Genomic DNA, 26,858 nt, shown 5'->3' with positions numbered 1-26,858 from the left:
TCTGCGGGCATGATGGGGGCGTGGACACCGCCGCGCTCGAGTCCTTCCTCGCCGACCTGCCGGGAGCGGGCGCGAGCTTCCCCTTCGGCCCGGAGACCCGGGTGTGGAAGGTCGAGGGCAAGGTCTTCGCGCTCGAGATGGAGCGGTTCGGCCGGCCTGTCGTCAGCGTCAAGGCGCTGCCCGAGAACGTCGTGCACCTCGTCGCGGGCGTCGACGGCATCGAGCCCGGCTACCACCTCAACAAGAAGCACTGGGTGACCGTCGACGCCGGCGGCCGGGTCGAGGAGGGCCTCGTGCAGGAGCTGCTCGCGGAGTCGCACGCGATCATCGTCGCCAAGCTGCCCCGCCGCCTCCGCCTCGCCCTCGACGGCACCGCCACCGGCTCCCTCACCGAGGACGCCTGACCCGCCTCACGCCCGGCGCCCTCCGCGAGATGCCACTTGTGACGGACTTCTGCGGCGTGTCGCGCTCACAAGTGGCATCTCGCGGAGCGCGACGCCGCGCGCGACCTACAGGCCGTAGGAGCGGAGGTACGCGGCGGTGTCGTGCCAGCCCTCGACGGCGAAGGTCTCGACGCCCATCGCCTTGACGGGGTAGTCGTTGCCGTCGGGGTCGAGGCGGTCGCCGACGAAGATCATCTCGTCGAGGGGGATGCCGGTGAGCTCGGTGAGCTTGTTCATCCCGTAGGCCTTGTCGATGCCCTTGCGGGTGATGTCGACCGAGGTGGAGCCGCCGGAGCGGACCTCGAGGTCGGGCAGCACGGCCTGGACGGCCTCGCGGAGGGTGTTCTTCTTCTCGCCGGTGGGGTCCCAGGCCTGCTTGACCGGCACGGGAGCGGCCTGGCCGAGGGCGGAGAAGGTGATCTGCGAGTCGCGGTCCTCGAGGATCGGTCCCCAGGTCTCGGACTCCCAGTAGCCGAGCTCCTTGGCCTTCTCCTCGACGGCGGCGAGCGCGCGCGACTTCTCGTCGTCGGTGAGGTTCTCGGCGTAGATCTGCGCCCAGTCGCCGTTCTCGTAGCGGTAGTACTGCGTGCCGCAGGTGGGCATCAGGTGCAGCTTCGCCAGCACGGCGGGGTCGGCGCCCTCGAGGCGGTCGAGCACCTGCATCCGGAACTGGCCGATCTGGCCGCCGGAGATGATGCACACCTCGGTCGCCTGCAGCAGCTTGACGAAGAGGTCGGCCATCACCGGGTCCACGGGGGACTTCGAGGCGGCGAGGGTGTCGTCGAGGTCGAAGGCCATCAGGCGGGGCAGGGTGCTCATGGAACTCGTTTCACGGTCTGCGGACAGGGCGGTAGGGAGGGGTGGCGCGGCGCGCGCGGTATCGAGGATACGGGGCGGTGCAGCCGGAGCGCGGGAACCGCGGGCGCAGACTGGGGCGATGACCCTCCCGCGCACGATCGCCCGCGTCCTCCTGGGCCTCGTGCTCGTGCTCGCGGGGACGGGGCACCTGACCTTCGCGCGGCAGTCCTTCCAGGCGCAGGTGCCGCCGTGGCTGCCGTTCGATGCGGACTTCGTCGTCCTGGCGTCCGGTGTCGTCGAGATCGCGCTCGGGCTCGCGCTGCTGCTGGTGCGGCGCCGGCGGGTGCTGGTGGGGATCGTGGTCGCCGCGTTCTTCGTGGCGGTGTTCCCGGGCAACGTCTCGCAGCTCGTCACCCGGACCCCGGCCTTCGGCCTCGAGACCGATGCGGCGCGCGCGATCCGGCTGGTCTTCCAGCCGCTGCTCGTGCTCTGGGCGCTGTGGTCCACGGGCGTGCTCGCGGCCTGGAACGCGAGACGGCGCCGCCCTCGGGAGTGAGGGCGGCGCCGTCCGGGTGATGCTGGCGGCTACTCCGAGTGCGAGGCGGAGCGGCGGCGGCGCAGCACCGTCAGCGCGATGCCGGCGAGCAGCAGCAGGGCGGCGCCTCCTGCGTAGGAGGCCGCGTCGACGCCGGTGTCCGCGAGCGGTCCGGAGTGCGAGCCCCCGGCGACGGGGACGGGCGTGGCGGAGGGCAGCGGCACCGGGGTGGCCGTCGGCTGCTCGGTCGGCTCCGGCTGGCCGGGCTCGGGCGTGCCGGGCTGGCCGGGCGTCCCGGGCTCGGCCGGGACCTCGGCCGCGACCGACGTCAGCGACCAGTTCTCGTCGGAGAAGTCCGCCTGGTCGATCACGCCGCGCGCGCTCGCCCAGTCGATCAGCAGCTGCCGGATCTCGAGCCGCTCGTCGTAGACGAGAGGCGCCGCGGCGACGGCCGGGTAGGCCCCGCCGCCGCTCTGCCGGTAGTTGTTGACGGCCATCACGAAGCGGTCGTCGTCCGCGACGGGGGTGCCGTCGAGCTGCGCCAGGTCGCGGATCCGTGAGCCGGCCGGCTGCGAGATGTCGATCACGTAGTCGAGGCCCGAGAGCGCGTCGTAGTTGTAGTCCGGGATGCCCGTGGGGCGGTCCGCGGTGATCGCGTTGGTGCCCGTGGCCGGGTCGAACGGAGCGCCCGGGGCGACCTGGTTGAAGTAGCGGGCCGAGTACTCGAGGTACGCGCGCACCTCCGCGCCCGTCATCTCGACGCCCCGGAGGGTGTTCTCGTAGATGTACAGACCGGCGAGGTCGCGGATCGTGACCTGCCCCTTCGGGAAGACCGCGGTGCGCGAGAACGGCGACGCCTGCGAGATGACCGGGACGTCGGCCCACTCCGTGCCCTCGAGGGCCGCATCGACCGTCTCGGCCTGGACGTTGTTGATGAAGTCGATGATCGGGGTGTCCTCGTAGCGCGAGGTCTCGGCCGAGAGCTCCTCGAGCGACTCCGCCACCGGGGTGTTCACGTACTCGATCGTGGTCGCGTGCGGCTCGGCGAGGGCGTCGACCACGGCGGCCGACTCCTCGGCGATGTCGCGCGCGTAGACCGGCGTCACGACGGGCGCGCTGCCCTCGGTCCAGTCGACCTGCAGGTCGCCCGCGGCGTCCTTCACCAGGTTCAGGGTCACCTCGGTGAGCCCCTGCGTCCAGAAGTACGGCTGGGTGACGAGGACCTGCTCGCCGGCGACGTTCGTGTAGAGCGTCTCGGGGACGTCCTGGTGGCTGTGGCCGGCGACGACCACGTCGATGCCGGGGACCTGCGTCGCGATGTTGTTGACGACGTCCTCGTTGAGGTCGGCCGGGTCGTACTCGGCGTCCGGGACGGTGCCCTGGCCGGTGTGCGCGAGGACGACGACCACGTCGGCCTCGGCCTGGACCTTCGGGACCCACTCCTTCGCGGTCTCGACCATGTCGCGGAACTCGAGCACGCCGTCGACGTACTGCTTGTCCCAGACGCGGACGCCGGGCGTGACCAGGCCGAGCACGCCGACCCGCACGGTCTGGCCGTCGATCTCGCGCTCGATGACGGTGTACGGCTTCTGATACGGCTCGCCGGTGGCGACGTCGACGACGTTGGCGCCGAGCAGCGGGGCGTTCAGATCGCCCTCGTAGGCGCTCAGCATGTCGAGGCCGTAGTTGAACTCGTGGTTGCCGACGACCTGCGCGTCGTAGCCGATGGTGTTGAACGCGGTGGCCATCGGGTGCGTCGTCTCGCCCGAGAGGACGCCCGCGGCGCCGTCGCCGAGGCCGTAGTAGTAGGTGAGGGGCGTGCCCTGGATCGCGTCGCCATTGTCGAAGACGAGGACGGAGTCGTCGCCCTTCTCGGCGCGGAGGCGGTCGACCTCGGTCGCGACGCGGGTGAGGCCCAGCGTGTCCTCGCCCTCGTAGGGCGCGTTCGCGAAGTAGTCCCAGTTGTAGACGTGCCCGTGCGTGTCGGTCGTCGACACCAGGGTGAGCTCGACGCCGTCGTCGAGGGGGGCCGCGCTCGCGAGGGGAGCGGCGGTGGCCGCCCCGAGCGCGACGACGGCGAGGAGGCTTGCGGCGCGGAGTGTGCGCATCGGTTTCCTGTTCGCGTGATCGGTGGAGTGTGAACGAGTTCGAATCTATGCGCCACGTGTGAACGCGCCGTTACGGGTTCGAGAGCATCGCTCGGCTATCGGTCGGGCGGGGCGGATCGCGTCGATCTGAACCTCTGTTCAGGCTCGCCGTCCGTGACCGTTCCGTGACCTTCAGACGGGCCCTTCACTGCAAAGGTGAGCATCGCTCCTTAAAGCTGAGGGGAATTCATCGAAGGTTCGGAGAAACCATGGCTCAACATCGTCTGAAGAAGGCCGTGGTTCCTGCCCTCGCTGCAGTGCTCGGCGTCGTTCTGTCGGTCTCCGTCATCGACGCCGGCTCGGCCTCGGCGATGACGGCGACCCTCGCCGCCGAGCATGCCGCCCGTCACAAGGAAGCACAGGCGCTGGGCACTGCGGATCCGGGAGTGATCCCGCAGGAGGAGTCGGTGCCGGCGCCGCTTCCACCGCTGACGCCGCTGGGAACGACCGACGGCGAGATCCCCGTCGGCGACGTGGCTCCGGTGCGCACGCCGTCCCCGCCCGCGACGGCGGCTCCGTCCCCTTCCAGTGCCCTGAGCATCCCGTCCGGCTTCGACCCGGACACAGCAACGGTCCTCGAACGGGATGAGTTCTCGACGACGTACGACGGGGGCGACGGCTCAGAGGTGACGAAGGTGTCGCTCGTCCCCAGCTCGATCGAGGACCGCTCGGGCGCCTGGGGGCCCATCGAGACCGAGCTGGCGACGACCGGTCCGGCGGCCTGGCTCGGTCGGGGCGGTGCGGAGGTGGACCTCCATCCGTTGAAGCCGGAATTCGCCGAGCACGCCGACGATGCACCGCTCCTCTCGTTGACCAACGACGACCATTCGCTCGGGTTCGCGCTGCGCGGCGCTGCATCGAGCGTGCTCGAGCGGGATCTCGCTCCCTGGGCGGACAGCGAGGCGAAGAGCCACCTCGAGTACCGCGAGGTGCTCGCCGGCGTGGATCTCGTCTACGACGTCACGGAGGGCGCTGTGAAGGAGAACCTACGGCTGAACCGGGTGCCCGCCGTAGGGGAGTCGTCGTGGACCTGGGCGATCGATGCTCCGGGCCTGACGGCGAGCCGGGATGCGCTCGGGAACGTGCTCTTCGCTGACGCGAGCGGCTCCACGATCTTCTCGATGCCGGCTCCTGTCCTGTGGGACTCGTCGGGGACCAGCAGGAACGCCGACGCCGAAGCCCGCGGTTCGTTCGGATCTCTAAGGTCGCGAAATCTCCCAAATTCGTTCGCGGGAAGCCCAATCGGCCAGCTTACAATAAAGCTAGAAAGGCATCGCATAACAGTTTGATGGCACGATCGAGCGGGGCCTACCGCAAGCCCGAGGCGTTATATGGTGCATATGACTCGTTCAGATTCGTTTCTGATCATTACTCGAGGTACTGGACTCGAAAGAAAGGGCGTCGCTGAATGATGTCGCGTGAGGGTCGGACCGGAGGTGGCGTTAAGGGCTTGCTTTTTCCGGCGCTGGTATCCGTCCCAATCTTCGGGCTTTTGGTGGCAGCCCATGCTTGGATCGAATTGTCGATCTTCGCAGCTGTGGCCATATTTACCGTGATCGCCCGCGCGTACCTCGCCCGTGGTGAAGTGACCTATGACTGGAATTCTTTTCGCGGGAGAGGTCGCAAATCTGTTCCGATCGACCTGCCAAGAGGAAGGAGGGCGATCGCGGTCATCGAGAGCGGCCCTCATGGTCAGACGCTAGCTATCCTAAGTAAGACGAGCAACGGCTGGCAACTGACTATCCCAATGACCAAACAGTCGCAACGCGCGGTGCTGAACGATATGTCGCTCGAAATTCTCGAGTCTCTTCGAGACGAATGGCAGATGCGTTTCTTGATGAAAGGCCGGGCGTTCGATAAGGCTTTAGATCTGGTGGCATCCGGTGAGGCGGGCAGCACTGACGCATCAACGCCCCGACGTTGAGCGGATTAGCGCGCGCGGGGCAAATTCAGTCGAAGCGACGTCCGGTCTATTTTGGTCTGATCGGCGATCAATACGAAGATGTCGCACTTACTACGTTTGGCGAGGGAAGAAGCTTTGACAGCAGAGCGGTCGCGCAAGACATGCTATTTTGTGCATCCTGCTTTTTCGGTACCCGTCCCTGCCGAAGGCAGGTTTCGCTTCGATGTCGAAGAGCGAGACCTGCCGGGTGAGTGGTCGCTGCTCTCCGACCACGATCAGATTGAAGCTTTGCGTCGGAGCTGGCGGGCGGTATCGCGATGGGCTGCGGTCGGCGGTGGATCTCTTATGGTTTCCGAATACCCTCGGTCCCATCGAAACATGCTTGAGCGCTTGGGACTGCGTCCAGATCACCCACTCGAAACTGCAAGAAGTGACCGCCTGGTGCGAGGATGGAATGAGCCGACCGCTGAAATCGTCCACATGTTGGAGGCGCTGTTCGAGGTGCCCTACCTCTGTTTGGTTATTATCCGTGAAAGTGGTCCTCGAGTCGAGGTGCGTGATCTCTCGTGGGACGCGGTCTACGTCTGGGCTGACCGTATTGGGTTGGAATCTCTGTCCAATGCCATCCGGCCGTAAGTGCGCATGTGAATCAAGCCTTTCCCGATTATGAAGATATGGATTTCTGAGGGCGGCGATGGCGGACCTGTTCGAACTCCGGAAATCGCCGAGACACCTTCTCGCGTCTTCGGTTCACGAGGCGGTCTCCGTTCAGAGTGGAGAACTCTGCTGGGTCCCACGGCGACATCGGAGTCTCTGTCAGATCTGGGACCAGGACGACTATTGAGAGATCTCCTTCGACGAGAAGTCGACGGGTCGGGTTCTCGACATCCTCGGCGATCTCGATCGCAGGCGGTTCCGCCTGGTCGGCCTCCGGGTGGCGGACGTCACGATCGGATCCTGGGTCGAGACCGAGGAGGGGCTGCCGCTGGTCTACGAGCTCGCGAGGCCGGGCGTGAGAGAGCGACGCGGGCTCGGCCGGTGCGTCGTGCTCTCGACGTTCGGCTGACCGACGATCGCGAAGGCACGGCTGACCCATGGACTCGGTGACTCGGCTCGGAACGCTGCTGGCGCGCGAGGGTCGCCTCGTCGCGGTGGAGCGGGACGGGCGGCTGCTGCGGGTGGCCTCCCTCAGCGGAGGCGGACTGTCGGCCGCCGTCGTCGCGTCGGCGAGTCGGTCGATGCACGTCGCGGCGATCTCCGGAGTGCACCGCACGGCGTTCTGCCTCCTTCGCGACGACGTCCCTGAAGCGTCGGTCGCCGAGCCGGTGGTGTGGGCGGTCCGTCGCCGGCGCGGGCTCGTCCGCGATCCGATTCTCGGCGCGGAGCGGAGGCTGCGGGTGCTCGGAAGGGTCTTCGTGCTCGGAGGCAGATCACCTTGTCGGTGTCGGGACGTCCATGCTGATCGAGTAGCCCGCGGAGCAGGCGTATCGAGATCCACCAGCGTCAGAAGGACGAGTCTGCAGATCCGCCCTGCTGATGAGGGCGGGTCTCGATACGCCCCTGCGGGGCTACTCGACCAGCATGGTGCGGCGCAGCCGCGTCCTCTCCCTCATCACCAAGACGCGAAGCGGCTTCGCCGCTCGATACGCCCCTGCGGGGCTGCTCGACCAGCAGGAAGGGCCTCCGCCGCGTCCGAGTGAGACGGGTGTGATCGGGGGAGTGGCGGCGGCCCTCCCGTAAACTGGCTCGGGCTGGTCGCCCTGTCGCGACTCCTCCGTCGCACGGCCGGCCCCGCACCCGGCGTCTCCGGGTACTGCCGTTTCGCACAGCGAAGGACACGCCATGCCAGCAATCGTCATCACCGGCGCCCAGTGGGGCGACGAGGGCAAGGGACGCGCGACCGACCTGCTCGGCAGCCGCGTCGACTACGTCGTCAAGTTCAACGGCGGCAACAACGCCGGCCACACCGTCGTCGTCGGCGACGAGAAGTACGCCCTGCACCTGCTGCCCTCGGGCATCCTGACGCCGGGCGTCGTGCCCGTCATCGCGAACGGCGTCGTCGTCGACATCGAGGTGCTCTTCCACGAGCTCGAGGCGCTGAGCGCCCGCGGCGTCGACGTCTCGAAGCTGCTCGTCAGCGCCAACGCGCACGTGATCACCAGCTACCACCGCACCCTCGACAAGGTGACGGAGCGCTTCCTCGGCAAGCGCCAGATCGGCACCACCGGCCGCGGCATCGGCCCGGCCTACGCCGACAAGATCAACCGCGTCGGCATCCGGATCCAGGACCTCTTCGACGAGAACATCCTCCGGCAGAAGATCGAGGGCGCCCTCGACCAGAAGAACCACCTGCTGGTGAAGGTGTACAACCGCCGCGCGATCCTGGTCGAGCAGGTCATGGAGGACCTGCTGCAGTACACGGAGCGCCTGCGCCCGATGGTCGCGGACACCTCGCTGGTGCTCGCCCGGGCGCTCGACGCCGGCAAGACCGTGCTCTTCGAGGCCGGCCAGGCCACGATGCTCGACGTCGACCACGGCACCTACCCGTTCGTCACCTCCTCCAACGCGACCTCGGGCGGCGCGGCCACCGGCTCAGGAGTGGCGCCCAACCGCATCGAGCGCGTCATCGCGGTCATCAAGGCGTACACGACCCGAGTCGGCGCCGGCCCGTTCCCGACCGAGCTGTTCGACGAGTGGGGCGAGTACCTGCGCAAGCAGGGCTTCGAGTTCGGCACCACCACCGGCCGCCCGCGCCGCTGCGGCTGGTACGACGCCCCGATCGCCCGCTACTCCGCGCGGATCAACGGCGTCACCGACTTCGTGCTGACCAAGCTCGACGTGCTCTCGGGCCTGGAGACCATCCCGGTCTGCGTCGCCTACGAGGTCGACGGCGTGCGCCACGACGAGGTCCCCGTCTCGCAGAGCGACTTCCACCACGCGAAGCCGATCTACGAGGAGTTCCCCGGCTGGCAGGAGGACATCACGGGCTGCCGCGAGTTCGCCGACCTGCCGCAGGCCGCGCAGGACTACGTCCGCGCCCTCGAGGCGATGAGCGGCGCCCGCTTCTCCGCGATCGGCGTCGGGCCGGAGCGCGAGCAGGTCGTCGTCCTGCACGACCTCCTCGACTGAGGCGCTCGGGACCGACCCACTTCGAGACCCGTCCGCTCCGGCAGTGACGCGCGGGAGGGCCGCGGGCGGGGGATGATCGGCTGGTGCAGATCTACGCCGACCTCCCCGCCGTCCGCGCCCGGCAGATCACGGCCGACGCCCTCGCGCTCGCCGTCGCGGTGATCGCGATCGCGGCCGGGATCGCCGTCGGCTCGCTGATCGCGGGCCTCGCCGAGATCGGCCGCCGCCTCGAGAGCGCCGGCAGCGGCTTCGGGTCGACCATGAGCGACGCCGGCTCGACGCTCGGCGGCATCCCGCTGCTCGGCGACGCCGTGCGCGCGCCGTTCGACGAGGCCAGCGGCGCCGGAGCGGTGCTCGCCGCGGCCGGGCGCGACCAGCAGCAGCTCGCGAGCGCGCTGGCGATCGTGGCCGGCCTCGCGATCGCCGGCCTGCCGCTGCTCCTGCTCGCCGTGGTCTGGCTCCGCCCGCGCCTGCGCTTCGCCCGCCGCACCGCCGAGCTGCGCGCGCTCGGCGCGACCCCCGGCGGCTCCGAGCTGCTGGCCCTCCGCGCCCTCACCGAGGCGGCCCCGCGCGAGATCCTCGCCGCCCACCCGCAGGCCGTCCCCGCCTGGCGCGCCGGCGACCCCGCTGCGACCGCCGCCCTCTCCGCCCTCACCCTCCGCCGAGCCGGCCTCCGCTGATCCCTGCCCTGACGCACGTGCTGATCCCCGCCGCGAGATGCCACTTGAGTACGCGACACGCCGTGGAAGCCGTACCGAACTGGCATCTCGCGGGGGTCGGAGGGACCAGGGCGGGTCCCCCGGCAGGATGACGGCGGGGGCCACCCGGGGCGACGACCGCGACGGACCCCGCTCCGTAGCGTCGGAGGCATGCAGAACCAGACCTCCTCCGTCGTGGCGCGCGTCGAGGGCGTGCGCAAGCTCTACGGCAGCACGCCGCCCGTCGTCGCCCTCGACGACGTCACCCTCTCGATCGAGCGCGGCGAGTTCACCGCGGTGATGGGCCCCAGCGGCTCCGGCAAGTCGACGCTGATGCACGTCCTGGCCGGCCTCGACACCGCCTCGGCCGGCCGCGTCTTCCTCGGCGACGTCGAGATCACCGCGATGGGCGACGCCGAGCTCACCGTCCTCCGCCGGCGCAGCGTCGGCTTCGTCTTCCAGGCCTTCAACCTCGTGCCCACGCTCGACGTGCGGGGCAACATCCGCCTCCCGTTCGAGCTCGACGGCCGCCGCGTGACGGCCGAGGAGGAGGAGTGGATCGCCCGCCTGATCGAGTCGCTCGGGCTCCGCGAGCGCCTCACCCACCGCCCGCACGAGCTCTCCGGCGGCCAGCAGCAGCGCGTCGCGATCGCCCGCGCGCTGGCCACCCGCCCGCAGCTGATCTTCGCCGACGAGCCGACGGGCAACCTCGACTCGCGCACCGGCCGCGAAGTGCTCAGCCTCCTCCGCGCCTCGACCCGCGAGTACGGCCAGTCGATCGCGATGGTCACCCACGACCCGATCGCGGCGGCCTTCGCCGACCGCATCGTCTTCCTCCGCGACGGGGCCGTCGTCGACGACCGCCGCGGGATGAGCGCCGAGGAGATCTCGCGCGCGATGCTCTCGATGGAGGGGGCGTCGTGAGCGCCACCCGCACCGGCCTGCGCGCCGCCTCGGGCCAGGGCGGCGGCGCGATCATCACCGTCGCCGCGCTCTCCGCAGCGTTCGGCGGCGTCCTGGTGATGGTCATCGCCGACCTCGTGGCGGCGTTCGACGCCGCTGGTCTCGACGGCATCGCCCAGGCCGCGACGACGCTGGGCGTGGTCGGCGGCGTCTTCTTCGGCATCGCCGTCTTCGTCGGCGCGATCGTCACCTCGAACGCGGTGTCGACGGTGATCGCGGGCCGCACCCGCGAGATCGCCCTGCTGCGCCTGCTGGGCGCCTCCGGCCGCTCGCTCCGCGCCGAGGTGGTGCGGACCGGTCTCGTGCAGGGACTGATCGGCGCGGCCCTCGGCCTCGTCGCCGCCGTCGTCCTGGTGGCCGTGGGCGCCGAGATCGCCTTCAGCACCGGGACCTTCACGCGCATCGCCGTGCCGCTGGCCTCGCCCGGTCTGCTGCTGCCGGCCCTCGCCGTGATCGCGTCGACCGTCGTCGCCTCCTGGGCCGGCTCCCGCCGGGTGCTCTCGGTGGCGCCGTCCCAGGCCGCCGGGTCCGCCGCGGAGCCCCGCTACGACGAGCTCCGCGGGCGCACGGGCCGGAACGTCCTGGCGGTCGTCCTCCTCGTGGTCGGCGTCCTGCTCCTGGTGATCGGCGTCGTGGTCGGGCTGGTCAGCCCGTTCGGCGTCCTGATCGGGCTGGCCGGCGGCATGCTCTCCTTCACCGGCGTCGTCCTCGGCGCGCCGGTGCTGCTCCCGCCCCTGATCGCGCTGGTCGGCCGGGCCTTCGGCGGCGGTCCCGTCGCCCGCCTCGCCTCGGCGAACGCCACCCGCAACCCGGCCAGGAGCGCGCGCGCCGTCATCGGCCTCGTGATCGGAGTGACGCTCGTCACGATGTTCGCGGTCGCCGCCGCGACCTTCGCCTCGATCATGCGCGCCTCGAGCGAGATGAGCCCGGAGATCTTCGCGGCGCTCGACCAGTTCGTCTCGGTCAGCACGGCGATCATGAGCGTGCTGCTCGGCTTCTCGGTGCTGCTCGCGGCCGTCGGCATGGTCAACACGCTCTCGCTGAGCGTCCTGCAGCGCCGCCGCGAGCTGGGTCTGCTCCGGGCGCTCGGCTTCACGGGCGTCCAGGTGCGCTGGATGGTCGTCGTCGAGGCCGCCCAGATGGTGATCGCCGCGGCGGTCCTCGGCCTCGTGCTCGGCGCCTTCTACGGCTGGGCCGGCGCGGTCGCGATCTTCGGCTCGCTGCCCGGCATCGGCCTGGTGCCGCCGACGATCCCGGTCGGGATCCTGATCGCCGTCCTCGCGGTGAGCATCGTCCTCACCGCGGTCTCGGCGCTGCTGCCGGCCCGCCGCGCGACCCGGGTGTCGCCGGTGGAGGCGCTCGCCGTGGCGTGAGCACCCGACCCGGCTGCTCCCGCCACCGAACCGCTCACACCACGGAGAAGCCCTCCGCGAGGCGCTCGCGCCCGCTCAGCGCGAGCAGGAGCTCCTCGCCCCGTCCCGCCCGAGCGGCGAGCGCCCCCGCCATCGCGGAGCAGGCCTCGACCGCCTCGGGCGGGATCGCGTGCGCGAGGCCCGTCGCCCGGGACAGGTCGAGCGTGTGCACGACCAGCTCGAGCACACGCGTCCGCAGGTACTCGTCCAGGGCCAGGGCGTGCTCGCCGATCGCGACGAGGCGCCCGGGCGGCTGCTGCGCGAGCAGCGCGAGCGTCCGCCGCAGCGACTCGGCGATCGGCTCCGCCGGGCGCTCGCCCAGCAGCACCCCGGTCTCGACGCCCCGGCGCGCCACGGCCGCGGGGTCGGCGCGGCCGCCGGCCAGGGCCGCGTAGTAGCCGAGCGCGTCGGACACGGTCGCGGCGGCCGGCTCGTCGGCGAGCAGGTACGTCTCGACCGTCGTGATCGCCCTGGAGGCGTGGCCGGTCAGGCCGCGGACGTCCCAGACGCCCAGTCCCGGGCGCTCCCACTGCTCGTCGCCGATCCGCTCGACGAGGTGGAGCAGGGCGCCGGCGGAGGCGGCGAACATCGCGGAGCTGTCCATGGACCTCATGCTGGCACGCGTGCTGGACTCCTCGGCGGGCGCCGGGACCACCAGACTGTCCGGATGAGCAGCCCCGCCTCCTCCGCCCGCCCGGGCCGCGCCGTCCGTCCGCTCCCGGCCGTGCTCACCGGCCGCCTCGTCGTCCTCGAGCCGCTCGCCGAGGAGCATCTGGAGCCGCTCCGCGCCGCGATCGGCCGCCCCGAGGTGTTCGCCGCGGGCTACGGCGGCGGGCCCGCCGGCCTCCCGGACGGCGCCGAGGCGTTCCGCGCCTTCGCCCGCCGCTACTACCCGTGGGAGACCGGCAACCCGTACGCGGTGCTCGTCGACGGCCGGGTCGTCGGCACCTCCTCGCTGACCGACTTCGACGAGCGGCGGGAGGGGGCGCACCTCGGCTGGACCGCGTACGCCCCCGAGGTCTGGGGCACGGCCGTGAATCCGGAGACCAAGCTCCTCCTGCTCGATCTCGCCTTCGGCAGCGGCTTCTCGCGGGTGAAGCTGCAGGCGGACGCCGCGAACGCGCGCTCCCGCGCGGCGATCCTCCGCCTCGGCGCGGTCTTCGAGGGCGTGCTGCGGCACGACCAGCGCCGGGCGGACGGCTCGTGGCGCGACACGGCGGTGCACTCGATCCTGGTCGAGGAGTGGCCGGCGGTCCGCGAGGGGCTCGAGCGCAGGATCGAGGCGCTATCAAGCCCGCTCCCGCCGCGCAACCCGGATGCTCCCGGTGGGCGCTGAGCGGTAGGAAGGACCCATGGAACGCATCCACTACGCCGGCAGCTCGGTGCTCACCGGAAGCCGGATCGCGCACTCGCTCGTGGGCTACGCCGAGGCGCTCGCGCTGCGGAAGGGCGCGATGTCGGTCGACATCCCGATCCGGCGCGCGTCCGGCGAGCTCGGCCGGGCGACCCTGCTGATCGGTCCGGCCAGCCAGCTCTTCTCGGAGACCGAGGACGACGGCGGCGAGGAGATCGTGGACGCCGCCCTCGTGGAGAGGCTCACGAACGAGGCGGCACGGCTCGGCGTGTCCCAGCCGCTGACCGAGGAGGGCGGCTCGACCGTCCCGCAGCTGTCCGATCTCGAGATCCCGCGCTTCGACTCCGACGACGATCGCCCCTGAGCGACACCTCCGGGGCGGATAGAATCGCCCCGTACCGTCCGGCCGTGCCCCCGCCGGCTGGACTGCACTGCGAACGGAGACCGCCCTCATGGGCCGATTGATCTACGACTCGACTCTCGAAGCCGACTTCGACGACCGCCTGCTCGCCCACCTGCAGATCGTCATCGGATCGAAGCTGTCGCGCAACGAGTCCTTCTACCTCTCGTGGAAGGACTCGCAGTCCGTCGGCGACGGACGGACGTCGATCTGGCTGCACCCGGCGATCCCGCTGCGCTTCAAGTACCACGGCGGTCGCGCCCCGGCGATCAACCCCGACTGGATCCGTCAGCTCCTGGCCGATTCGCACAGCGCGCACGGTCTGCGCATCAGCGAGGAGCCGCACGGCGGTGCTCGCCAGACCGAGGAGGGCCTGCTGTGAAGCGCGTCGAGCTGATCTACGGCGGAACCCCCTACAGCCTGCACGACACGACGGCCGCGGACGTCCGCGCGAGCGTCGAGAAGGCGCTCGACGGCGCCGCGTCGCGCTGGCTGACCGTCAACCAGGGCGAGGGCCAGCCTCGCGAGACCTCGATCCTGATCACTCCGGGAGTGGCGTTCTCCGTCGCCGACGTCGCCCAGTGACCCTCCGGCAGTGACCCTCCTGGGCTGAGTCGCGCCTCCCGGCCGACCGGGCGCGTCAGCCCGTGAGCAGCGCCGGGAACTCGCCCGGGATCTCACGGGCGAGGTAGCCGGCCGGGCCGAGCCGCCGCACCAGCACCGAGTCGGCCTCGGTGTGCAGGAACGCTCCCCACGCCGCCGCTCCCTGCGGGTCGAGACCGCGGGCCCGGAGGCCTGCCGTCGCACCCGCGAGGACGTCGCCGCTGCCCGCCGTCGCGAGGCCGGGGTGCTCGCCCTCGATGCGCACGGCGTCGCCGTCGGGTGCCGCGATGACGTTGAAGAGGCTGACGACCGCTCTGTAGCGCCGCGCGACGGCGATCGCGGCGGCCTCGACGTCGTCCACCTCGGAGCCGAGCAGCCGCGCGGCCTCCTCCGTGTTGGGCGTGAGCAGCAGGCGGCCGGCGAGCGCCCGGGCGACCCGGCGCTGCCCGGGGAGGACCCCGAGCGGGAAGGCGTCGAGATGGACGGCGGGGACGCCGGCGAGCAGCGGCGCGAGGGCGCGCAGCGTCGCCGTGGTCGCCTTCGGGTCGTCGAGTCCGGGGCCGACCAGCGCGACGTCGGCGCTGCCCAGCTCGCCCTCGAGCGCGGAGAGCCCACGACCCGAGATCGAGCCGCCGCGCGTCTCCTCGAGCGACACGACGCCGCACTCGGGGAGCGCCACGGCGGTCGCGGCGGCGACGGACTCGGCGACGCAGAGGGTGATCCGCCCGGCGCCGACCCGCAGGGCCGAGATCCCCGCGAGGATCGCCGCTCCGGGTGTCTTGCGGGCTCCGCCGATCACGACCACGTCGCCGCGGGCGTGCTTCGAGCTCGCGGGATCGGGCAGCGGCCAGCGCCGTTCGAGCAGGGCGCGGTCGACGACGGCGCTCCTGTGCGCGGTCTCGCTCCTGTGCCGGGTCTCGCTCATGAGTCGGTCCTTCCTCGCGGGTCGTCCTCGGCGCTGTCGACGGCGGTGTCGACGGGGGTGTCCTCGCCGGTGTCGTGGCGGGTGACCGGCGCGCTCGACTCCTCGAGGTGCGCGGTCTCGTTGAAGCGCTCGAGCGTCCAGGCGTCGCCGCCGCGGACGAGCCGGGTGACGGAGGCGTTCGCGACCGGGGTCGCCCTGCCGATGTCGAGCAGCTCGCGCTCGGTGAGGCCCTCGCAGACGGAGCGGATGATCAGGACGACGGCGTCGTGGCAGAACAGCGCGACCGGCCCGGCCGGCGCGACGACATCGAGGTGGTCGAGGAACGAGCGCACGCGCTGGGCGAGGTCGGTCCAGGACTCGCCGCCCGGCGGCCGGTAGTAGAACTTGCCGAGCCAGTCGCGCCGCGCCGCCTCCTCGGGGAAGCGCGCGCGGAAGCCCGCCGTGGTCAGGCGGTCGGCGATGCCCAGGTCGCGGTCGCGGAGCCGCTCGTCGAGGCGCGGCGCGAGGTCCAGGCCCGCCTCCTCGAAGGCGAGCTGCGCGGTCGAGGACGCGCGGAGGTACGGCGAGGACCAGGCGGCGACGGGCGCGTTGCCGTCGGCGAGCCAGCGGCCGAGGGCGCGGGCCTGCTCCCGGCCGGCCGGGGAGAGCTCGACGTCGGGATCGCGCCGGTCGACGGCGATGTCGTGGGCGCCCTCCGCCTCGGCCGCGCTCGCGGCGATGTTGGCGACGCTCTCGCCGTGGCGCACGAGGAGGAGCTCGGTCGGTCCGGTGCTGCGGGGTCCGGTGCCGGACGGGCGCGTGCTGTTCGGTGAGCTCATTCCTCCATCGTCCGCTCCGCCGCCCTCGCCGCCGAGGGGCTTCCGCCGGGCGAGGAGCAGTTGCTACGGGCGGCGCCGGCCGCTCCGGCAGCGGCTAGGGTCGGTCGCGTGAAGCTGACGCGGACCCGACCGGCCCTGACCCTCTCTCCGCGTCGGGCGATCTCTCCGGCCCCGGCGATCGCCGCGGCCCTGGCGGTGCTCGCGCTCGCGGGCTGCACCGCCCCCGCCCCCGAGGTGGTCGCGTCGAACGACGTGGCGGCCCGCGAGGAGTCCCGCGACCGCGTGCTCGCGCTGGTCTCCGCCCTCGCCGGCCCGCAGGACGACGCCTTCGGCTACGCGCGGCTCGCGAGCGACCAGGCCGTCGAGGGCGTCGACCTGATCGGCATCGAGTCGTACGACGCCCTGAGCGAGGGCGGCGAGTTCGGGGCGCTGTCGTTCCGCACGCCGGTCGACGCCGCGGCCTTCCCGGACGTCGCGGATCTGCCGGAGGCCTACTGCTTCCGCGCGCCGTTCGCCGCGGCCGGGGCCGTGGTCGACGACGCCGACGGCGGCGGGGTCTCGGTCATCGACTGCCCGGCCGACGCCGAGACGATCACGCCGCCGGCCCCGTAGGAGCGTCGACCGCCGCGACGACGGCCGCGAGCGTCTCCGGGTCGCTGAGGATCCGGAAGTGGCCGCCGGTCTCGATCCGCACGTTGACGGCGCCCTCGAGCATGCTGCCCTCGGGGATGTGCGGGTCGAAGAGGCCGAAGACCGAGGTGATCCGCGCGTTCGCACCCGCCCGGCTCGAGAGCAGCAGGGTCGTCGCGTCGCGGGGCGAGAACGAGCGGAGGCTCTTCAGCAGCAGGTAGGGCGCGTAGCGCGAGCCGCCGAACGGCGTGGCCACCGCGACCATCCGGTCGACGCGGCCGTCGGGGTCGAGCTCGGTCATCACGTACTTGCCGATCAGCCCGCCCTTGCTGTGCGCGACGATCACCACGTCGCGGAGGTCGTGCTCGGCGAGGTAGGCGGCCACGTCCTCGGCGGTGCGGGCGACCGGGCGGCCGTTCCAGCCGAGGCTGGTCAGCACGTGCATCGGGTGGCCGCGGCGGTGCAGCGGGTCGATGATCGGGCGGAGGAAGGCCCAGGTCTCCCAGATCCCGGGCAGCACCACGATCGGCCGCTCGGTGCCGTCGAGGTAGTCGTCGGGCGCGCGGCGCGAGACGAAGGCGCGGACCTGCCAGGCGACGGCGTAGGCGTAGTCGCGGATCCACCAGACGGCGTCGCGGACGAGGTGCGTCATGCGGGGACCGCGGCGGGGACGGGAGCGGGAGAGGCGTCGGCGGCGAAGGAGGCCAGGGCGAGGGCGAGGGACTCCGGCTGCGTGCGGGGGACCACGTGGCGGGAGCCGGCGAACTCGAGCAGGCGCCCGTCGGCGGCGTGCGCGAGGAGGCGCTCGCACCAGTCCCGGGTGGCGATCGGATCGTCCTTCCCGCGCACGATCAGCACGGGCCGGGTCACCGCCGCCAGCCGCCGCTGGATCGGGTAGTGCAGCATCTCGGGCAGCTGGCGCAGGTACCAGGCGAGACCGCCGCGGACGTAGTCGGCGAAGAGCAGGGCGTCGACTCCGAGCGGCTCACCGAGGCAGTCGCGGGCGAGCGCGAGGCCCTGCCGCGTCGCCCCGGGGCGCTGCGGGTCGACGACCGGGCCGATCAGGACCGCTCCCTCGACGAAGCCGGGTGCGCGGGCGGCCAGCTCGACGGCCACCTGAGCGCCCATCGAGTGGCCGACGACGATCGCGCGGGTGACGCCGCGCTCCGCCAGCACCCGCCCGACGAGGCGGGCGTGGTCGGCGATGCCGACGCGCCGGCGGGGCGAGCGGTTGGCGCCGAAGCCCGCGAGGTCGACGGCGACGACGCGGCCGTGCGCGCGGAGGGCGACGGCGAGCGTCGAGAAGGTGTGGTGCGACATCCCGATGCCGTGGATCAGGACGAAGGTGCGGCCGGAGCCTGCGCGACCGGTCGCCAGGGTGCGCAGCTCGATGCCGTCGATCTCGTGGCGCAGGGCGGACGAGCGGGGGCGGCGGGGCATGCCCTCCAGGCTAGGCAGGTGCCCGGCTCGACGCGCGGGGGTGCGCGGCGCCGGTCGGGTGGGCTAGGCGGTCGAGCCGGCCACGGGTGTCAAGCGGCTGCTGCGGTGGGGAGGCGGTGCCTAGCGTGGGACCAGGACGGCGGACGCCGCCCGCGGAGGGACATCATGCGGATCGCGATCGTCGGAGCGACGGGCAACCTGGGCACGGCCCTGCTGAGGCGCCTCCGGCGGGAGGCGTCGGTGGAGGAGATCGTCGGGATCGCCCGGCGCGAGCCGCGACCCGGAGCGGACGAGTACCGCGACGTGCGCTGGCACGAGGTCGACGTGGCCTCGAGCGACGCCGTGCGTCAGCTGCGGGAGGCGTTCGCCGGCGTGGACGCTGTCGTGCACCTGGCCTGGGCGCTGCAGCCGAGCCACGACGAGCCGTTCCAGCGCCTCGTCGACGTCGGCGGCACCGCGGCGGTGCTGGCGGCCGCGGCGGCGAGCGGGGTCGGGCAGGTCGCGGTGGCGTCGTCCGTCGGCGCGTACAGCGCGGCGCCGAAGAGCCTGCGCGTGGACGAGAGCTGGCCGACCGGCGGGCTGCACACCTCGACGTACAGCCGGCACAAGGCGGCGAACGAGCGCGCGATGGACGCGTTCGAGACGGAGCACCCGGAGGTCGTGCTCACCCGGCTGCGCCCGGGACTGGTCTTCCAGCGCGGCGCGGCGACCGAGATCGCGGGGCTGTTCGCCGGGCCGCGATACCCCACACGCTGGCTGCGGGCGGTCCGGCCCCCGATCCTGCCGCTGCCGCGGACGCTGATCTTCCAGGGCGTGCACGCGGACGACGTCGCGGACGCGTTCTGGCGGGCGCTCGATCGCCGGGCGGGCGGGGCGTTCAACGTCGCCGCGGAGCCGGTGCTCACGCCGCAGCGGATCGCGGACGTCGTCGGCGCGCGGCTCGTGACGGTGCCGGCGGGGCTGCTCCGCTCGATCGTCACGGCGACGTGGCGCCTGCGGCTCCAGCGCACCGATGCGGGCTGGCTCGACATCGCCACGAACACGCCGGTGATGTCGACGGAGAGGGCGCGGACCGTGCTCGGCTGGGAGCCGACGACGACGGCCGAGGAGGCGCTGCGCGAGCTGCTCGACGGGCTCGCCGATCGCGCGACGGTCGCGGGCTCTCCGCCGCTGCGCGGCTGACCGCACCGGCGCTGTCGGGTCCATGCTGGTCGAGTAGCGCGCAGCGCGTATCGAGACCCACCACCGGACGACGGCGGATCTCGATACGCACTCTGCGAGGGCTACTCGATCAGCATGGATCGCGCGGGGGCTGCCCGCTCGGCATCGCCCCGCCCCTACTCCGCGGCGACGCGGATGAGCACCTTGCCCGTCACACCGCTCTCGACGGCGTCGTGGGCGGCGGCGGTCTCCTCGAGCGGGAACCAGGTCAGCGGCAGGCCGGCCTCCTCGCCGACGGGGAGGGCTCCGTCGCGCAGGGCCGCGGTGATGTCCTCCGCTGCGGCCTGGAGCGGGGCCTCGCCGACCGTGTAGAGCAGCAGGCCCTGCCAGCGGGCGTTCTTGGCGAAGCTCGGCACGATCGGGATCGAGAAGTCGTCGCCGTTGTTGTTCGCGTAGTAGCCGATGCTGCCGTGGTTGGCGAGCACCTCCACGTCGAGCGCGGCGTTCTGCGTCGGCGCGACCTCGACGATCTGCTGGACGCCGTCGGGGGCGATCTCCAGGATCTTCGCCGCGAGCTGCTCGTCCGGGTACTGCAGGACGTGCTGCGCGCCGGCGGCCGCCGCGAGCCGCGCCTTCGCGTCGCTGCTCACCGTGGCGATGACGGTCGCTCCGGCCCAGACGGCGAGCTGGATCGCGGCGTGGCCGACCGCTCCCGCACCGCCCTGCACCAGGACGGTGCGGCCGGCGAGCGCACCGGGAGCCAGGCGGGCGGGCCCCTCCTCGTGCACGGTCAGGGCGCGGTGCGCGGTCATCGCGGGAACGCCGAGGCTCGCTCCGAGCTCGGCGTCGACGCCCTCGGGCAGCCGCACGACGTGCTCGGCGGCGAGGACGGTCGACTCCTGCGCGGAGCCGGTCGGCCGCTGGTGGGCCGCCAGATAGAACCAGACGCGGTCGCCCACGGCGAGGCCCTCGACGCCCTCGCCGACGGCGTCGATCACGCCGGAGCCGTCCTGGTTCGGCACGACCTCGGCGAAGGGCGGCTCGCCACCGGCGCGCGCCTTCCAGTCGGTCGGATTGACGCCGGAGACGAGGACGCGCACGCGCACCTCGCCGGCGCCCGGCGTGCCGGCCTCCCGGTCGACGAGCGAGAGGACGGAGGAGGAACCGGAGCGGGAGTAGACGATGGATCGCATACGACCCAGAAGCGCCCGGGCCCGCCCCCTATTCCCGCCCGCCCTCGCGCAGACAGCGAGATGCCACTTGTGTACGCGACACGCCGTGACAGGCGTACACAAGTGGCATCTCGCGGGAGGGGAAGTTACGCGCGGTCGCTGTCCTGCGTCACGTTCTCCTGCACCGCGTGCTTGGCCTCGCGGGCGGAGTCCTTCACGTCCTCGGCGGCGGATCCCCCCGCCTCCTTGACGTTCTGCGCGGCGTCGGTCGCGGTGTCCTTCACCGAGGCGAAGGCCTGCTGCGCCGGCTCGCGCAGCTCGCTCGCGACGTCCTTGGCGGCGCCGGTCACGGAGTCGACGACGGGCTGCGCCTGCTCCTTGACCTTGCCGGCCGCGTCCTTCTCGGCGTCCGAGGCGGGGATGAGCGAGGCGATCAGGAGCCCGGCGCCGAAGGCCATCAGGCCCACCGCGAAGGGGTTTCCGTTCGCCTTGCTCTTCACCGATCCGGCCGTGCCGGAGAGCGAGTCGCCGGCGTCGTGCGCCGAGCCCATCACCCGGTCGCGGACGGAGCCGACGGCGGCCTTGACCTTGTCGGTCTGCCGGTCGACGATCGCGCTCGGGCTGACCTTCTCGGCCAGCGCGTCCACGTCGCCGCCGAGTTCGAGGCGCGTGCGCTCGATGTCGGCCCGGATCTCCTCCGGTGTCTTGTTCTGTCCTGCGTCGTACGTCATCGTCCTGCCCCGTTCGGCTTGAGGGTTTCGGGAATCTGCTTGAGGGAGTCGACCGTCTCGGGCGCTCCGTCGACCTGCTTGAGGCTCTTGCGGCCGACGGCGAACAGGATCGCCGCGATGACGCCCCAGATCACGGCGACGATCACGCCCGACCAGCCGTTGCCGATCAGCGTTCCGAGCGCCCACCAGAGGGCGATCGAGAGGAAGAGCACCGCCATCAGCGCCGCGTAGCCCGCGCCGCCGAGGAGTCCGGCACCCTTCCCGGCCTTGCCGGCCGACTCCTTGAGCTCGGCCTTGGCGAGCGCCATCTCCTGGCGGATCAGCGTCGAGAGGTCGCGGGAGACCTCGCCGAGCAGATCGCCGAGGGAGGTCGAGCCCGCGCGCTCTCCGGGCGTCGGCTCTGCGGCGGCGCGATGCGCGCCCAGCGGGTCGGTCACGGCCGGGTCCCGTTCGGGAAGCCGTCGTAGCCCGGCGTGATCGGCGTGCTCAGCGGGTCGGCGACGGGCTCGGTCGGCGCGAAATCGCCGCGCTCGTCGAACGAGGTCGTCGTCGTGCCGCCACCGGAGTAGTCGGCGGCTGCGGGAGCGGCGAACTCGGGTCCGGAGGTGTCCGCGGTCGCGGCCTTCTCGTCCTTCGCCTCGGCGGTCAGCGCACGCACGAGGCGTCCCGCGACGAGGCCGGTGGCGGCGGCGATGAGGATGAACGCACCCGGACGGCGGCGCGCGAACGAGCGGACGTCGTCGAGCAGCTCGGACGGGTCGCGGCTCTCGAGCCACGACGCCACGCCCTGGGCGCGCTCGGCGGCCTGCGAGACGAGCTTCGCGGCGGCGTTGCCCTCGCCGCCCTCGCCGTTCGCGAGTGCGGTGAGGTCGTCGCTGAAGGCGCGGGCGCCCTTCGCGGCGTTCTCCTTCTGGGCGTGCGCCTGCTCCGTGAGCTGGGTGCGGCTCTGGTCGAGGAGGTCCTTGACCTGCACCTTCGCCTCCTGGGCGACGTTGGCGGCCTCCTCCTTGCCGGTGGCGAGCACGTCGCCCGCGGCCTGCTTGGCGTCGCCGGCGACGGCGCCGGCCTGCTCCTTGGCGGCGCCCGCGGTCTCAGCAGCCTTCTCCTTGGCGGAGCCGGCGGCGTCCGAGACGCTGCCCGAGGTGCCCCCGGCCACGCTGTGCGCGCCGGAGGTCGAGTCGGTGGTCGTCGTGTCCGACGAGAACGGCTCGGAGGTGAGCGGTGCGTCGTAGGTGCTGTCGTACGAGGGGTCGGCGGCGCGGGCGTTCGCCGCGCCGTCTCCGAACGGAGGTGAAGCGGGATCGATGTTCGACATCGTCTGTCCCTTCCAGGATCGAGGTGTGGTGGTCTGCGTGCCGGCGTCGCCAGTCTGGGCAGTGCGCCGTGCGCCGAGATAGGGCGTAGCGGACGGACGGCGCGAGGGCGTACGATCACGCGCATCCGTGCCCGGGGCCCGGTCGACGCTTCCTGGACGTCGGCTCGCGATGCGGTGGACCGGGGCGTCAAGCCCTTACCGGCCCTCGCAGCGCTGCCTAGCGTCGAGGGGGACGGGGGCACGACCGCCCCGTCTCCGCTCACGGAAAGGCATCCCATGCTCCGCACTCGACCGTCCCGCACCGTGCGCGTCCTCGGCGCGCTCGGCGCCTCCGCCCTCACCATCGGCCTGCTCGCCGGCTGCACCGGTGACGCGCAGACCCCGAACCAGTCAGGGAGCGCCGTGCCGACCAGCGCCGACGACGGCTCGACCCCCACGCCCACGATGGAGCCCACGCAGACGGCGCCGTCGGACACCGCGACGCCCGCCACCTGATCCCTCGCCGGACGCTCCGAGCGCGGGCAACCGACGATCGTGGCATCTCGGCGAGCGGTCGGGCAAGCCCCTTCCCGCTCCCAGCCGACGAGCAGAATGCGCTCCTACCTTCGGGTGACAGTTCAGCGCACGACGATCACGAAGGAGGCACCACCATGGGGCTCGATGACAAGATCAAGAACGCCGCTCAGGACATCGCCGGCAAGGCGAAGGAAGCCCTGGGCGACCACAAGAACGACGACAGCCTGAAGGCCGAGGGCCAGAAGGACCAGGCCTCGGCCTCCGCGAAGCAGACCGGCGAGGACATCAAGGACGTCTTCAAGTAGGTCTTCCCGCACCACGACTCAGGCGGCGCCCCCTCGGGGACGCCGCCTTCGTCGTGTCCGGGGCGGGAGGCGTGTACCGAGACCCGCCCGCCGGAAGCGGGATCTCGATACGCCGCGTGCCGCGGCTACTCGATCAGCATGAGGCGTCGCCGCGCGCGCATCGGCGCGTGCGCCCCATGCTGGTCGAGTAGCGCCGGAGGCGCGTATCGAGACCCGGCGCCATGGAGCGGGTGGATCTCGATACGCCGCGCACCGCGGCTACTCGATCAGCATGAGGCGTCGCCCGCTACGGCTGCAGGACGACCTTGATGCAGCCGTCCTCCTTCTTCTGGAAGGTCTCGTAGAGGCCGGGGGCGTCCTCGAGCGGGGCGCGGTGGGTGACGAGGTCGTTCACGCCGAGCGGGTCGCTCGAGTCCTCGACCAGCGGCAGCAGCTCGTCGATCCAGCGCTTCACGTTGCACTGGCCCATGGTCAGGGTGATCTGCTTGTCAAACATCGACTTCAGCGGCAGCGGGTCGGCCTCGCCGCCGTAGACGCCGCTCAGCGAGACCGTGCCGCCGCGGCGCACCAGGTCGAGCGAGGAGACGACCGCGGCGAGCCGGTCGACTCCGACCGTGTCCATCGCCTTCCGGGCGATCGGGTCGGGCAGCAGCCCGGCCACCGTCTGGGCGAACGAGCCCATCGGCGAGCCGTGCGCCTCCATGCCGACCGCGTCGACGACGGAGTCGGGGCCGCGGCCGTCGGTGAGGTCGCGCAGCTGGTCGTTGATGTCGTCGGTGAAGTCGAAGACCTCGATCCCGTGGCGGGCGGCCATCGCGCGGCGCTCGGCGACCGGGTCGACCGCCAGCACGCGGTAGCCCTTGTGCGCGCCGATGCGGGCCGCGAACTGGCCGACCGGGCCGAGGCCGAAGACGACGAGCGAGCCGCCGTCGGGCACGTTCGCGTACTCGACGCCCTGCCAGGCCGTCGGCACGATGTCGCTGAGGAACAGGTAGTTCTCGTCGGGCAGGTCGGTGCCGACGACGACGGTGTTGTAGTCGGCGAGCGGCACGCGGAGGAACTCCGCCTGGCCGCCGGGGACCTGGCCGTACATCTTCGTGTAGCCGAAGAGCGAGGCCCCGGAGCCGTACTCGGTCACCTGGGTGGTCTCGCACTGCGACTGCAGTCCGCGGCGGCACATGAAGCACTCACCGCAGGAGATGTTGAACGGGACGACGACGCGGTCGCCGACCTTGAGCTTCGTGATGCCCGCGCCGACCTCCTCGACGACGCCCATCGGCTCGTGGCCGAGGATGTCGCCCTTGTCGAGGTACGGGCCGAGCAGGCGGTACAGGTGCAGGTCCGAGCCGCAGATGGCGGTCGAGGTGATCCGGACGATGGCGTCCGTCGGCTGCTGGATGCGGGGATCGGGGACGGTCTCGACCGAGACCTTCTCGACGCCCTGCCACGTGAGTGCGCGCATGCTTCCTCCTTCTGCCGGCGATGTCGCCGGTGGTCCTCCGGCTCTCACCGGGTGCGTGCCTCCAGGCCACACCCGGGGGGAGGGAGCCGGGAGGGGGTTGACGGCCGGACGGGGCGGTTCGGAGGCGATTCCCGGGGCCGGAGCGTCCCGGCGCCGTTCCCTCCCGGCGCGCGCAGGCGATGTCGGGAGGACGTGCATCCGACGCTCACCCCGCTCCCGGCCGCGCAGTGGTGTGATGGGGGGATGGATGCTCTCTACACCGCCATCGCCCACGCCTCCGGTGGAGGACGCGACGGCCACGTCCGCACCGAGGACGACCGACTCGACCTCGACACCCGCCCGCCCCAGGAGCTCGGCGGCTCCGGCGAGGGCACGAACCCCGAGCAGCTCTTCGCCGCCGGCTTCGCCGCGTGCTTCCTCAGCGCGCTGCACGGCTCCGGCAAGGCGCTCTCGATCGACACCACCGACGCGCAGGTGTCGGCGAGCGTCTCGATCGGCAAGAACGACGACGGCGGCTTCGGCCTCGCGGTCGAGCTGGACATCCACGTGCCGAAGGCGAGCTCGGAGGACGCGCACGCCGTCGCCGAGAAGGCGCACACCATGTGCCCGTACTCGAACGCCACCCGCGGCAACGTCGACGTCGTGCTCAACATCGTCGACTGACACTCCTTCTCCTCGAAGGCCCCTGCCCCGTGATGGGCGGGGGCCTTCGTCGTGCCGCCGTGGGTCGTCCGGTGCCGGTCCGTTAGGGTCGGAGGCATGATCGAGGAACCGTCGCGCGAGGGGTCGGACGCCGAGGCGCTGGCCGAGCTCGAGCAGATCCGTCAGAGCATCGACAACATCGACGCGGCGCTGATCCACCTGCTCGCCGAGCGCTTCAAGTTCACGCAGAAGGTCGGGCGGCTGAAGGCGGCGCACGGGCTGCCGCCCGCCGACCTCGAGCGCGAGTCGCGCCAGATCGCGCGGCTGCGGGCCCTGGCGGAGGACGCGCACCTCGACCCGGCCTTCGCGGAGAAGTTCCTCGGCTTCATCGTCGCCGAGGTCATCCACCACCACGAGCAGATCGCGAGCGGCGCGGCGGACTGACGGCTGCGGCGTCCCCGCATGCTGATCGAGTAGCGCGCGGAGCGGGCGTATCGAGATCCCCGCGAGATGCCACTTGTGCACGCTCGACACGGCGTGTCGCGTGCACAAGTGGCATCTCGCGGAGGGGAGGGCTTACGCCTCGACCGGGCGGGTCAGGGCGCGGACCGAGGTGACGCGGCGGCGGGCGATGGCGGCGACGGTCAGCAGGAGGCCGAAGAGCAGCCAGATCAGCAGGCCGACGACCGCGGCGGCGACGCCGCCGGTGCCCTCGACCACGCCGGCCAGCGCGTTCTGCGCGGCGGAGAGCGGCAGGAAGCCGAGGGCGTCGTCGAAGACGCCAGGGACGGTCGAGATGATGCCGGCGCCCAGGCCGATCACCGCGGCGACCATCGAGACGAAGCGGCCGAGCCCGCCGAGCAGGGCGACCAGGCCCTGGTTCACGGCGGCGAAGGATGCCCCCGCGAGCATCGCCAGCGCGGCGAAGCCGAACCAGGTCACCAGGTCGAGGCCCGCGACGGCGCTCATCACGATCGCGACGGCGAGGCCCTGCACGAGTCCGATCACGAGGGCCGGAACGTAGGAGGACAGCGCCAGCGCCGCGGAGGAGCGGGTCGACGACAGCGCGCGGTGCGAGAACGCGGCGAGCACGAGGAACGTCGCGAGGGCGCCCAGCCAGAGCGCGATCGTCGCGAAGAACGGCACGCTCGACGCTCCGAACAGGTCCGTGCTGGTGCCACTCGAGTTCTCGACCGGGTCGGAGACGACGTCGGCGAGGTTCTGCGACTCCGACTCCGTGTAGGTCGGCAGCTGGGCGACGGCCGCGTCGAGGCCGGTGGCGAGCGAGCGGGTGCCGTCGGCGAGCTGGAGGGCCCCGTCCGAGACTCCGCCCGCGCCGTCGGCGAGCTGTCGCGC

At 72.0% G+C, this 26,858-nt stretch carries 30 protein-coding genes and 1 pseudogene; 18 read left to right on the top strand and 13 right to left on the bottom strand.

The window, feature by feature from the left end:
• Positions 1-20: 20 nt before the first annotated feature.
• Positions 21-404 carry an MmcQ/YjbR family DNA-binding protein gene (locus tag GTU73_RS00155; RefSeq protein WP_208543708.1) on the top strand — a complete coding sequence of 128 codons (384 nt, stop codon included), beginning with the start codon at positions 21-23 and terminating at the stop codon, positions 402-404.
• Positions 405-509: 105 nt separating this feature from the next.
• Here GTU73_RS00155 and GTU73_RS00150 read toward each other — a convergent pair whose 3' ends face one another.
• Complete coding sequence (locus tag GTU73_RS00150; protein ID WP_123447127.1) at positions 510-1,262, bottom strand: HAD-IIB family hydrolase; 753 nt, start codon at positions 1,260-1,262, stop codon at positions 510-512.
• A 118-nt stretch (positions 1,263-1,380) separates the two neighbouring features.
• Here GTU73_RS00150 and GTU73_RS00145 point away from each other — a divergent pair, with 118 nt between their 5' ends.
• Positions 1,381-1,797 carry a DoxX family membrane protein gene (locus tag GTU73_RS00145; RefSeq protein WP_160085909.1) on the top strand — a complete coding sequence of 139 codons (417 nt, stop codon included), beginning with the start codon at positions 1,381-1,383 and terminating at the stop codon, positions 1,795-1,797.
• 29 nt (positions 1,798-1,826) lie between these two features.
• On the opposite strand, the gene GTU73_RS00140 is transcribed toward GTU73_RS00145, so the two are convergent.
• Positions 1,827-3,884 (bottom strand): 5'-nucleotidase C-terminal domain-containing protein, encoded by a 2,058-nt coding sequence (locus tag GTU73_RS00140; protein WP_160085907.1) that lies wholly within the window; start codon positions 3,882-3,884, stop codon positions 1,827-1,829.
• Between the two features lie 248 nt (positions 3,885-4,132).
• Between GTU73_RS00140 and GTU73_RS00135 the strand changes: the two genes are divergently transcribed.
• The 6 genes from GTU73_RS00135 to GTU73_RS00110 all read left to right on the top strand — a co-directional run bounded on the left by GTU73_RS00135 (position 4,133) and on the right by GTU73_RS00110 (position 11,989).
• A complete protein-coding gene (locus tag GTU73_RS00135) occupies positions 4,133-5,212 on the top strand; it encodes a hypothetical protein (RefSeq protein WP_160085906.1) in 1,080 nt (359 codons plus the stop codon).
• 119 nt (positions 5,213-5,331) lie between these two features.
• A complete protein-coding gene (locus GTU73_RS00130; protein ID WP_160085904.1) occupies positions 5,332-5,847 on the top strand; it encodes a hypothetical protein in 516 nt (171 codons plus the stop codon).
• Between the two features lie 1,821 nt (positions 5,848-7,668).
• Positions 7,669-8,955 (top strand): adenylosuccinate synthase, encoded by a 1,287-nt coding sequence (locus tag GTU73_RS00125; RefSeq protein ID WP_123736253.1) that lies wholly within the window; start codon positions 7,669-7,671, stop codon positions 8,953-8,955.
• A gap of 83 nt (positions 8,956-9,038) precedes the next feature.
• Positions 9,039-9,635 carry a hypothetical protein gene (locus tag GTU73_RS00120; protein WP_160085902.1) on the top strand — a complete coding sequence of 199 codons (597 nt, stop codon included), beginning with the start codon at positions 9,039-9,041 and terminating at the stop codon, positions 9,633-9,635.
• 189 nt (positions 9,636-9,824) lie between these two features.
• Positions 9,825-10,577: an ABC transporter ATP-binding protein gene (locus GTU73_RS00115; protein WP_123447122.1), complete on the top strand. Its 753-nt coding sequence runs from the start codon at positions 9,825-9,827 to the stop codon at positions 10,575-10,577.
• Positions 10,574-11,989 (top strand): FtsX-like permease family protein, encoded by a 1,416-nt coding sequence (locus GTU73_RS00110; RefSeq protein ID WP_244231706.1) that lies wholly within the window; start codon positions 10,574-10,576, stop codon positions 11,987-11,989. Before GTU73_RS00115 ends, GTU73_RS00110 begins: the two co-directional genes overlap by 4 nt.
• A gap of 34 nt (positions 11,990-12,023) precedes the next feature.
• Here GTU73_RS00110 and GTU73_RS00105 read toward each other — a convergent pair whose 3' ends face one another.
• Entirely contained in the window at positions 12,024-12,632 is a 609-nt protein-coding gene (locus GTU73_RS00105; RefSeq protein ID WP_160085900.1) for a maleylpyruvate isomerase N-terminal domain-containing protein, read from the bottom strand.
• Between the two features lie 63 nt (positions 12,633-12,695).
• On the opposite strand from GTU73_RS00105, the gene GTU73_RS00100 reads away from it, so the two are divergent.
• The 4 genes from GTU73_RS00100 to GTU73_RS00085 all read left to right on the top strand — a co-directional run bounded on the left by GTU73_RS00100 (position 12,696) and on the right by GTU73_RS00085 (position 14,367).
• Positions 12,696-13,364, top strand: coding sequence for a GNAT family protein (locus tag GTU73_RS00100; RefSeq protein ID WP_160085898.1), 669 nt, complete (start codon positions 12,696-12,698; stop codon positions 13,362-13,364).
• Positions 13,365-13,380: 16 nt separating this feature from the next.
• Entirely contained in the window at positions 13,381-13,746 is a 366-nt protein-coding gene (locus tag GTU73_RS00095) for a hypothetical protein (protein WP_160085896.1), read from the top strand.
• Between the two features lie 88 nt (positions 13,747-13,834).
• The gene (locus GTU73_RS00090) at positions 13,835-14,164 is read left to right on the top strand and encodes an ATP-dependent DNA ligase (RefSeq protein WP_160085894.1); all 330 of its coding nucleotides are present in this window, start codon (positions 13,835-13,837) and stop codon (positions 14,162-14,164) included.
• On the top strand, positions 14,161-14,367 hold the full coding sequence (locus GTU73_RS00085) for a hypothetical protein (protein ID WP_160085891.1): 207 nt from the start codon (positions 14,161-14,163) through the stop codon (positions 14,365-14,367). Before GTU73_RS00090 ends, GTU73_RS00085 begins: the two co-directional genes overlap by 4 nt.
• 55 nt (positions 14,368-14,422) lie before the next feature.
• Here the strand turns inward: GTU73_RS00085 and GTU73_RS00080 are convergent, their stop codons facing one another.
• Together GTU73_RS00080 and GTU73_RS00075 are read right to left on the bottom strand one after the other, a co-directional pair.
• A complete protein-coding gene (locus GTU73_RS00080) occupies positions 14,423-15,310 on the bottom strand; it encodes an ADP/ATP-dependent (S)-NAD(P)H-hydrate dehydratase (RefSeq protein WP_160085889.1) in 888 nt (295 codons plus the stop codon).
• Complete coding sequence (locus GTU73_RS00075) at positions 15,307-16,128, bottom strand: histidine phosphatase family protein (RefSeq protein WP_160085887.1); 822 nt, start codon at positions 16,126-16,128, stop codon at positions 15,307-15,309. The genes GTU73_RS00080 and GTU73_RS00075 overlap by 4 nt, the downstream gene beginning before the upstream one ends.
• 108 nt (positions 16,129-16,236) lie before the next feature.
• Here GTU73_RS00075 and GTU73_RS00070 point away from each other — a divergent pair, with 108 nt between their 5' ends.
• The gene (locus tag GTU73_RS00070) at positions 16,237-16,740 is read left to right on the top strand and encodes a hypothetical protein (protein WP_160085885.1); all 504 of its coding nucleotides are present in this window, start codon (positions 16,237-16,239) and stop codon (positions 16,738-16,740) included.
• Here GTU73_RS00070 and GTU73_RS00065 read toward each other — a convergent pair.
• Positions 16,721-17,410 carry an alpha/beta hydrolase gene (locus GTU73_RS00065; RefSeq protein WP_160085883.1) on the bottom strand — a complete coding sequence of 230 codons (690 nt, stop codon included), beginning with the start codon at positions 17,408-17,410 and terminating at the stop codon, positions 16,721-16,723. The genes GTU73_RS00070 and GTU73_RS00065 overlap by 20 nt on opposite strands.
• Positions 17,407-18,198, bottom strand: a complete 792-nt coding sequence (locus GTU73_RS00060; protein ID WP_160085881.1) for an alpha/beta hydrolase — start codon at positions 18,196-18,198, stop codon at positions 17,407-17,409. The genes GTU73_RS00065 and GTU73_RS00060 overlap by 4 nt, the downstream gene beginning before the upstream one ends.
• A 165-nt stretch (positions 18,199-18,363) precedes the next feature.
• On the opposite strand from GTU73_RS00060, the gene GTU73_RS00055 reads away from it, so the two are divergent.
• Positions 18,364-19,380 carry an NAD-dependent epimerase/dehydratase family protein gene (locus tag GTU73_RS00055; protein ID WP_160085879.1) on the top strand — a complete coding sequence of 339 codons (1,017 nt, stop codon included), beginning with the start codon at positions 18,364-18,366 and terminating at the stop codon, positions 19,378-19,380.
• Between the two features lie 155 nt (positions 19,381-19,535).
• Here GTU73_RS00055 and GTU73_RS00050 read toward each other — a convergent pair whose 3' ends face one another.
• From GTU73_RS00050 to GTU73_RS00035, 4 genes are all read right to left on the bottom strand, one after another.
• Positions 19,536-20,552, bottom strand: coding sequence for an NADPH:quinone reductase (locus tag GTU73_RS00050; protein WP_160085877.1), 1,017 nt, complete (start codon positions 20,550-20,552; stop codon positions 19,536-19,538).
• A gap of 125 nt (positions 20,553-20,677) precedes the next feature.
• Positions 20,678-21,262: a DUF3618 domain-containing protein gene (locus tag GTU73_RS00045; RefSeq protein ID WP_160085875.1), complete on the bottom strand. Its 585-nt coding sequence runs from the start codon at positions 21,260-21,262 to the stop codon at positions 20,678-20,680.
• Positions 21,259-21,687 (bottom strand): phage holin family protein, encoded by a 429-nt coding sequence (locus GTU73_RS00040; RefSeq protein WP_160091143.1) that lies wholly within the window; start codon positions 21,685-21,687, stop codon positions 21,259-21,261. Before GTU73_RS00040 ends, GTU73_RS00045 begins: the two co-directional genes overlap by 4 nt.
• Positions 21,688-21,695: 8 nt before the next feature.
• Positions 21,696-22,577 (bottom strand): hypothetical protein, encoded by an 882-nt coding sequence (locus GTU73_RS00035; RefSeq protein WP_160085873.1) that lies wholly within the window; start codon positions 22,575-22,577, stop codon positions 21,696-21,698.
• 276 nt (positions 22,578-22,853) lie between these two features.
• Between GTU73_RS00035 and GTU73_RS00030 the strand changes: the two genes are divergently transcribed.
• Both GTU73_RS00030 and GTU73_RS00025 read left to right on the top strand, forming a co-directional pair.
• Complete coding sequence (locus GTU73_RS00030) at positions 22,854-23,072, top strand: hypothetical protein (protein ID WP_160085871.1); 219 nt, start codon at positions 22,854-22,856, stop codon at positions 23,070-23,072.
• A gap of 155 nt (positions 23,073-23,227) precedes the next feature.
• On the top strand, positions 23,228-23,398 hold the full coding sequence (locus tag GTU73_RS00025; RefSeq protein ID WP_123447107.1) for a CsbD family protein: 171 nt from the start codon (positions 23,228-23,230) through the stop codon (positions 23,396-23,398).
• Positions 23,399-23,684: 286 nt separating this feature from the next.
• Here GTU73_RS00025 and GTU73_RS00020 read toward each other — a convergent pair whose 3' ends face one another.
• A complete protein-coding gene (locus GTU73_RS00020; RefSeq protein WP_160085869.1) occupies positions 23,685-24,860 on the bottom strand; it encodes a zinc-dependent alcohol dehydrogenase in 1,176 nt (391 codons plus the stop codon).
• 243 nt (positions 24,861-25,103) lie between these two features.
• On the opposite strand from GTU73_RS00020, the gene GTU73_RS00015 reads away from it, so the two are divergent.
• The gene (locus GTU73_RS00015) at positions 25,104-25,523 is read left to right on the top strand and encodes an organic hydroperoxide resistance protein (protein WP_123705992.1); all 420 of its coding nucleotides are present in this window, start codon (positions 25,104-25,106) and stop codon (positions 25,521-25,523) included.
• A 96-nt stretch (positions 25,524-25,619) separates the two neighbouring features.
• Positions 25,620-25,946, top strand: a complete 327-nt coding sequence (locus GTU73_RS00010; RefSeq protein ID WP_123447104.1) for a chorismate mutase — start codon at positions 25,620-25,622, stop codon at positions 25,944-25,946.
• Between the two features lie 132 nt (positions 25,947-26,078).
• Here the strand turns inward: GTU73_RS00010 and GTU73_RS00005 are convergent.
• Positions 26,079-26,858 (bottom strand): annotated as a pseudogene (locus GTU73_RS00005) (hypothetical protein); the annotation flags it as partial.

The sequence above is a fragment of the Rathayibacter sp. VKM Ac-2804 genome (genome assembly GCF_009866655.1).
In the GTDB taxonomy this organism is placed as follows: domain Bacteria; phylum Actinomycetota; class Actinomycetes; order Actinomycetales; family Microbacteriaceae; genus Rathayibacter.
Note: the sequence above shows the minus strand (reverse complement) of the source record. Positions and strands in the feature narration are given on the sequence as shown.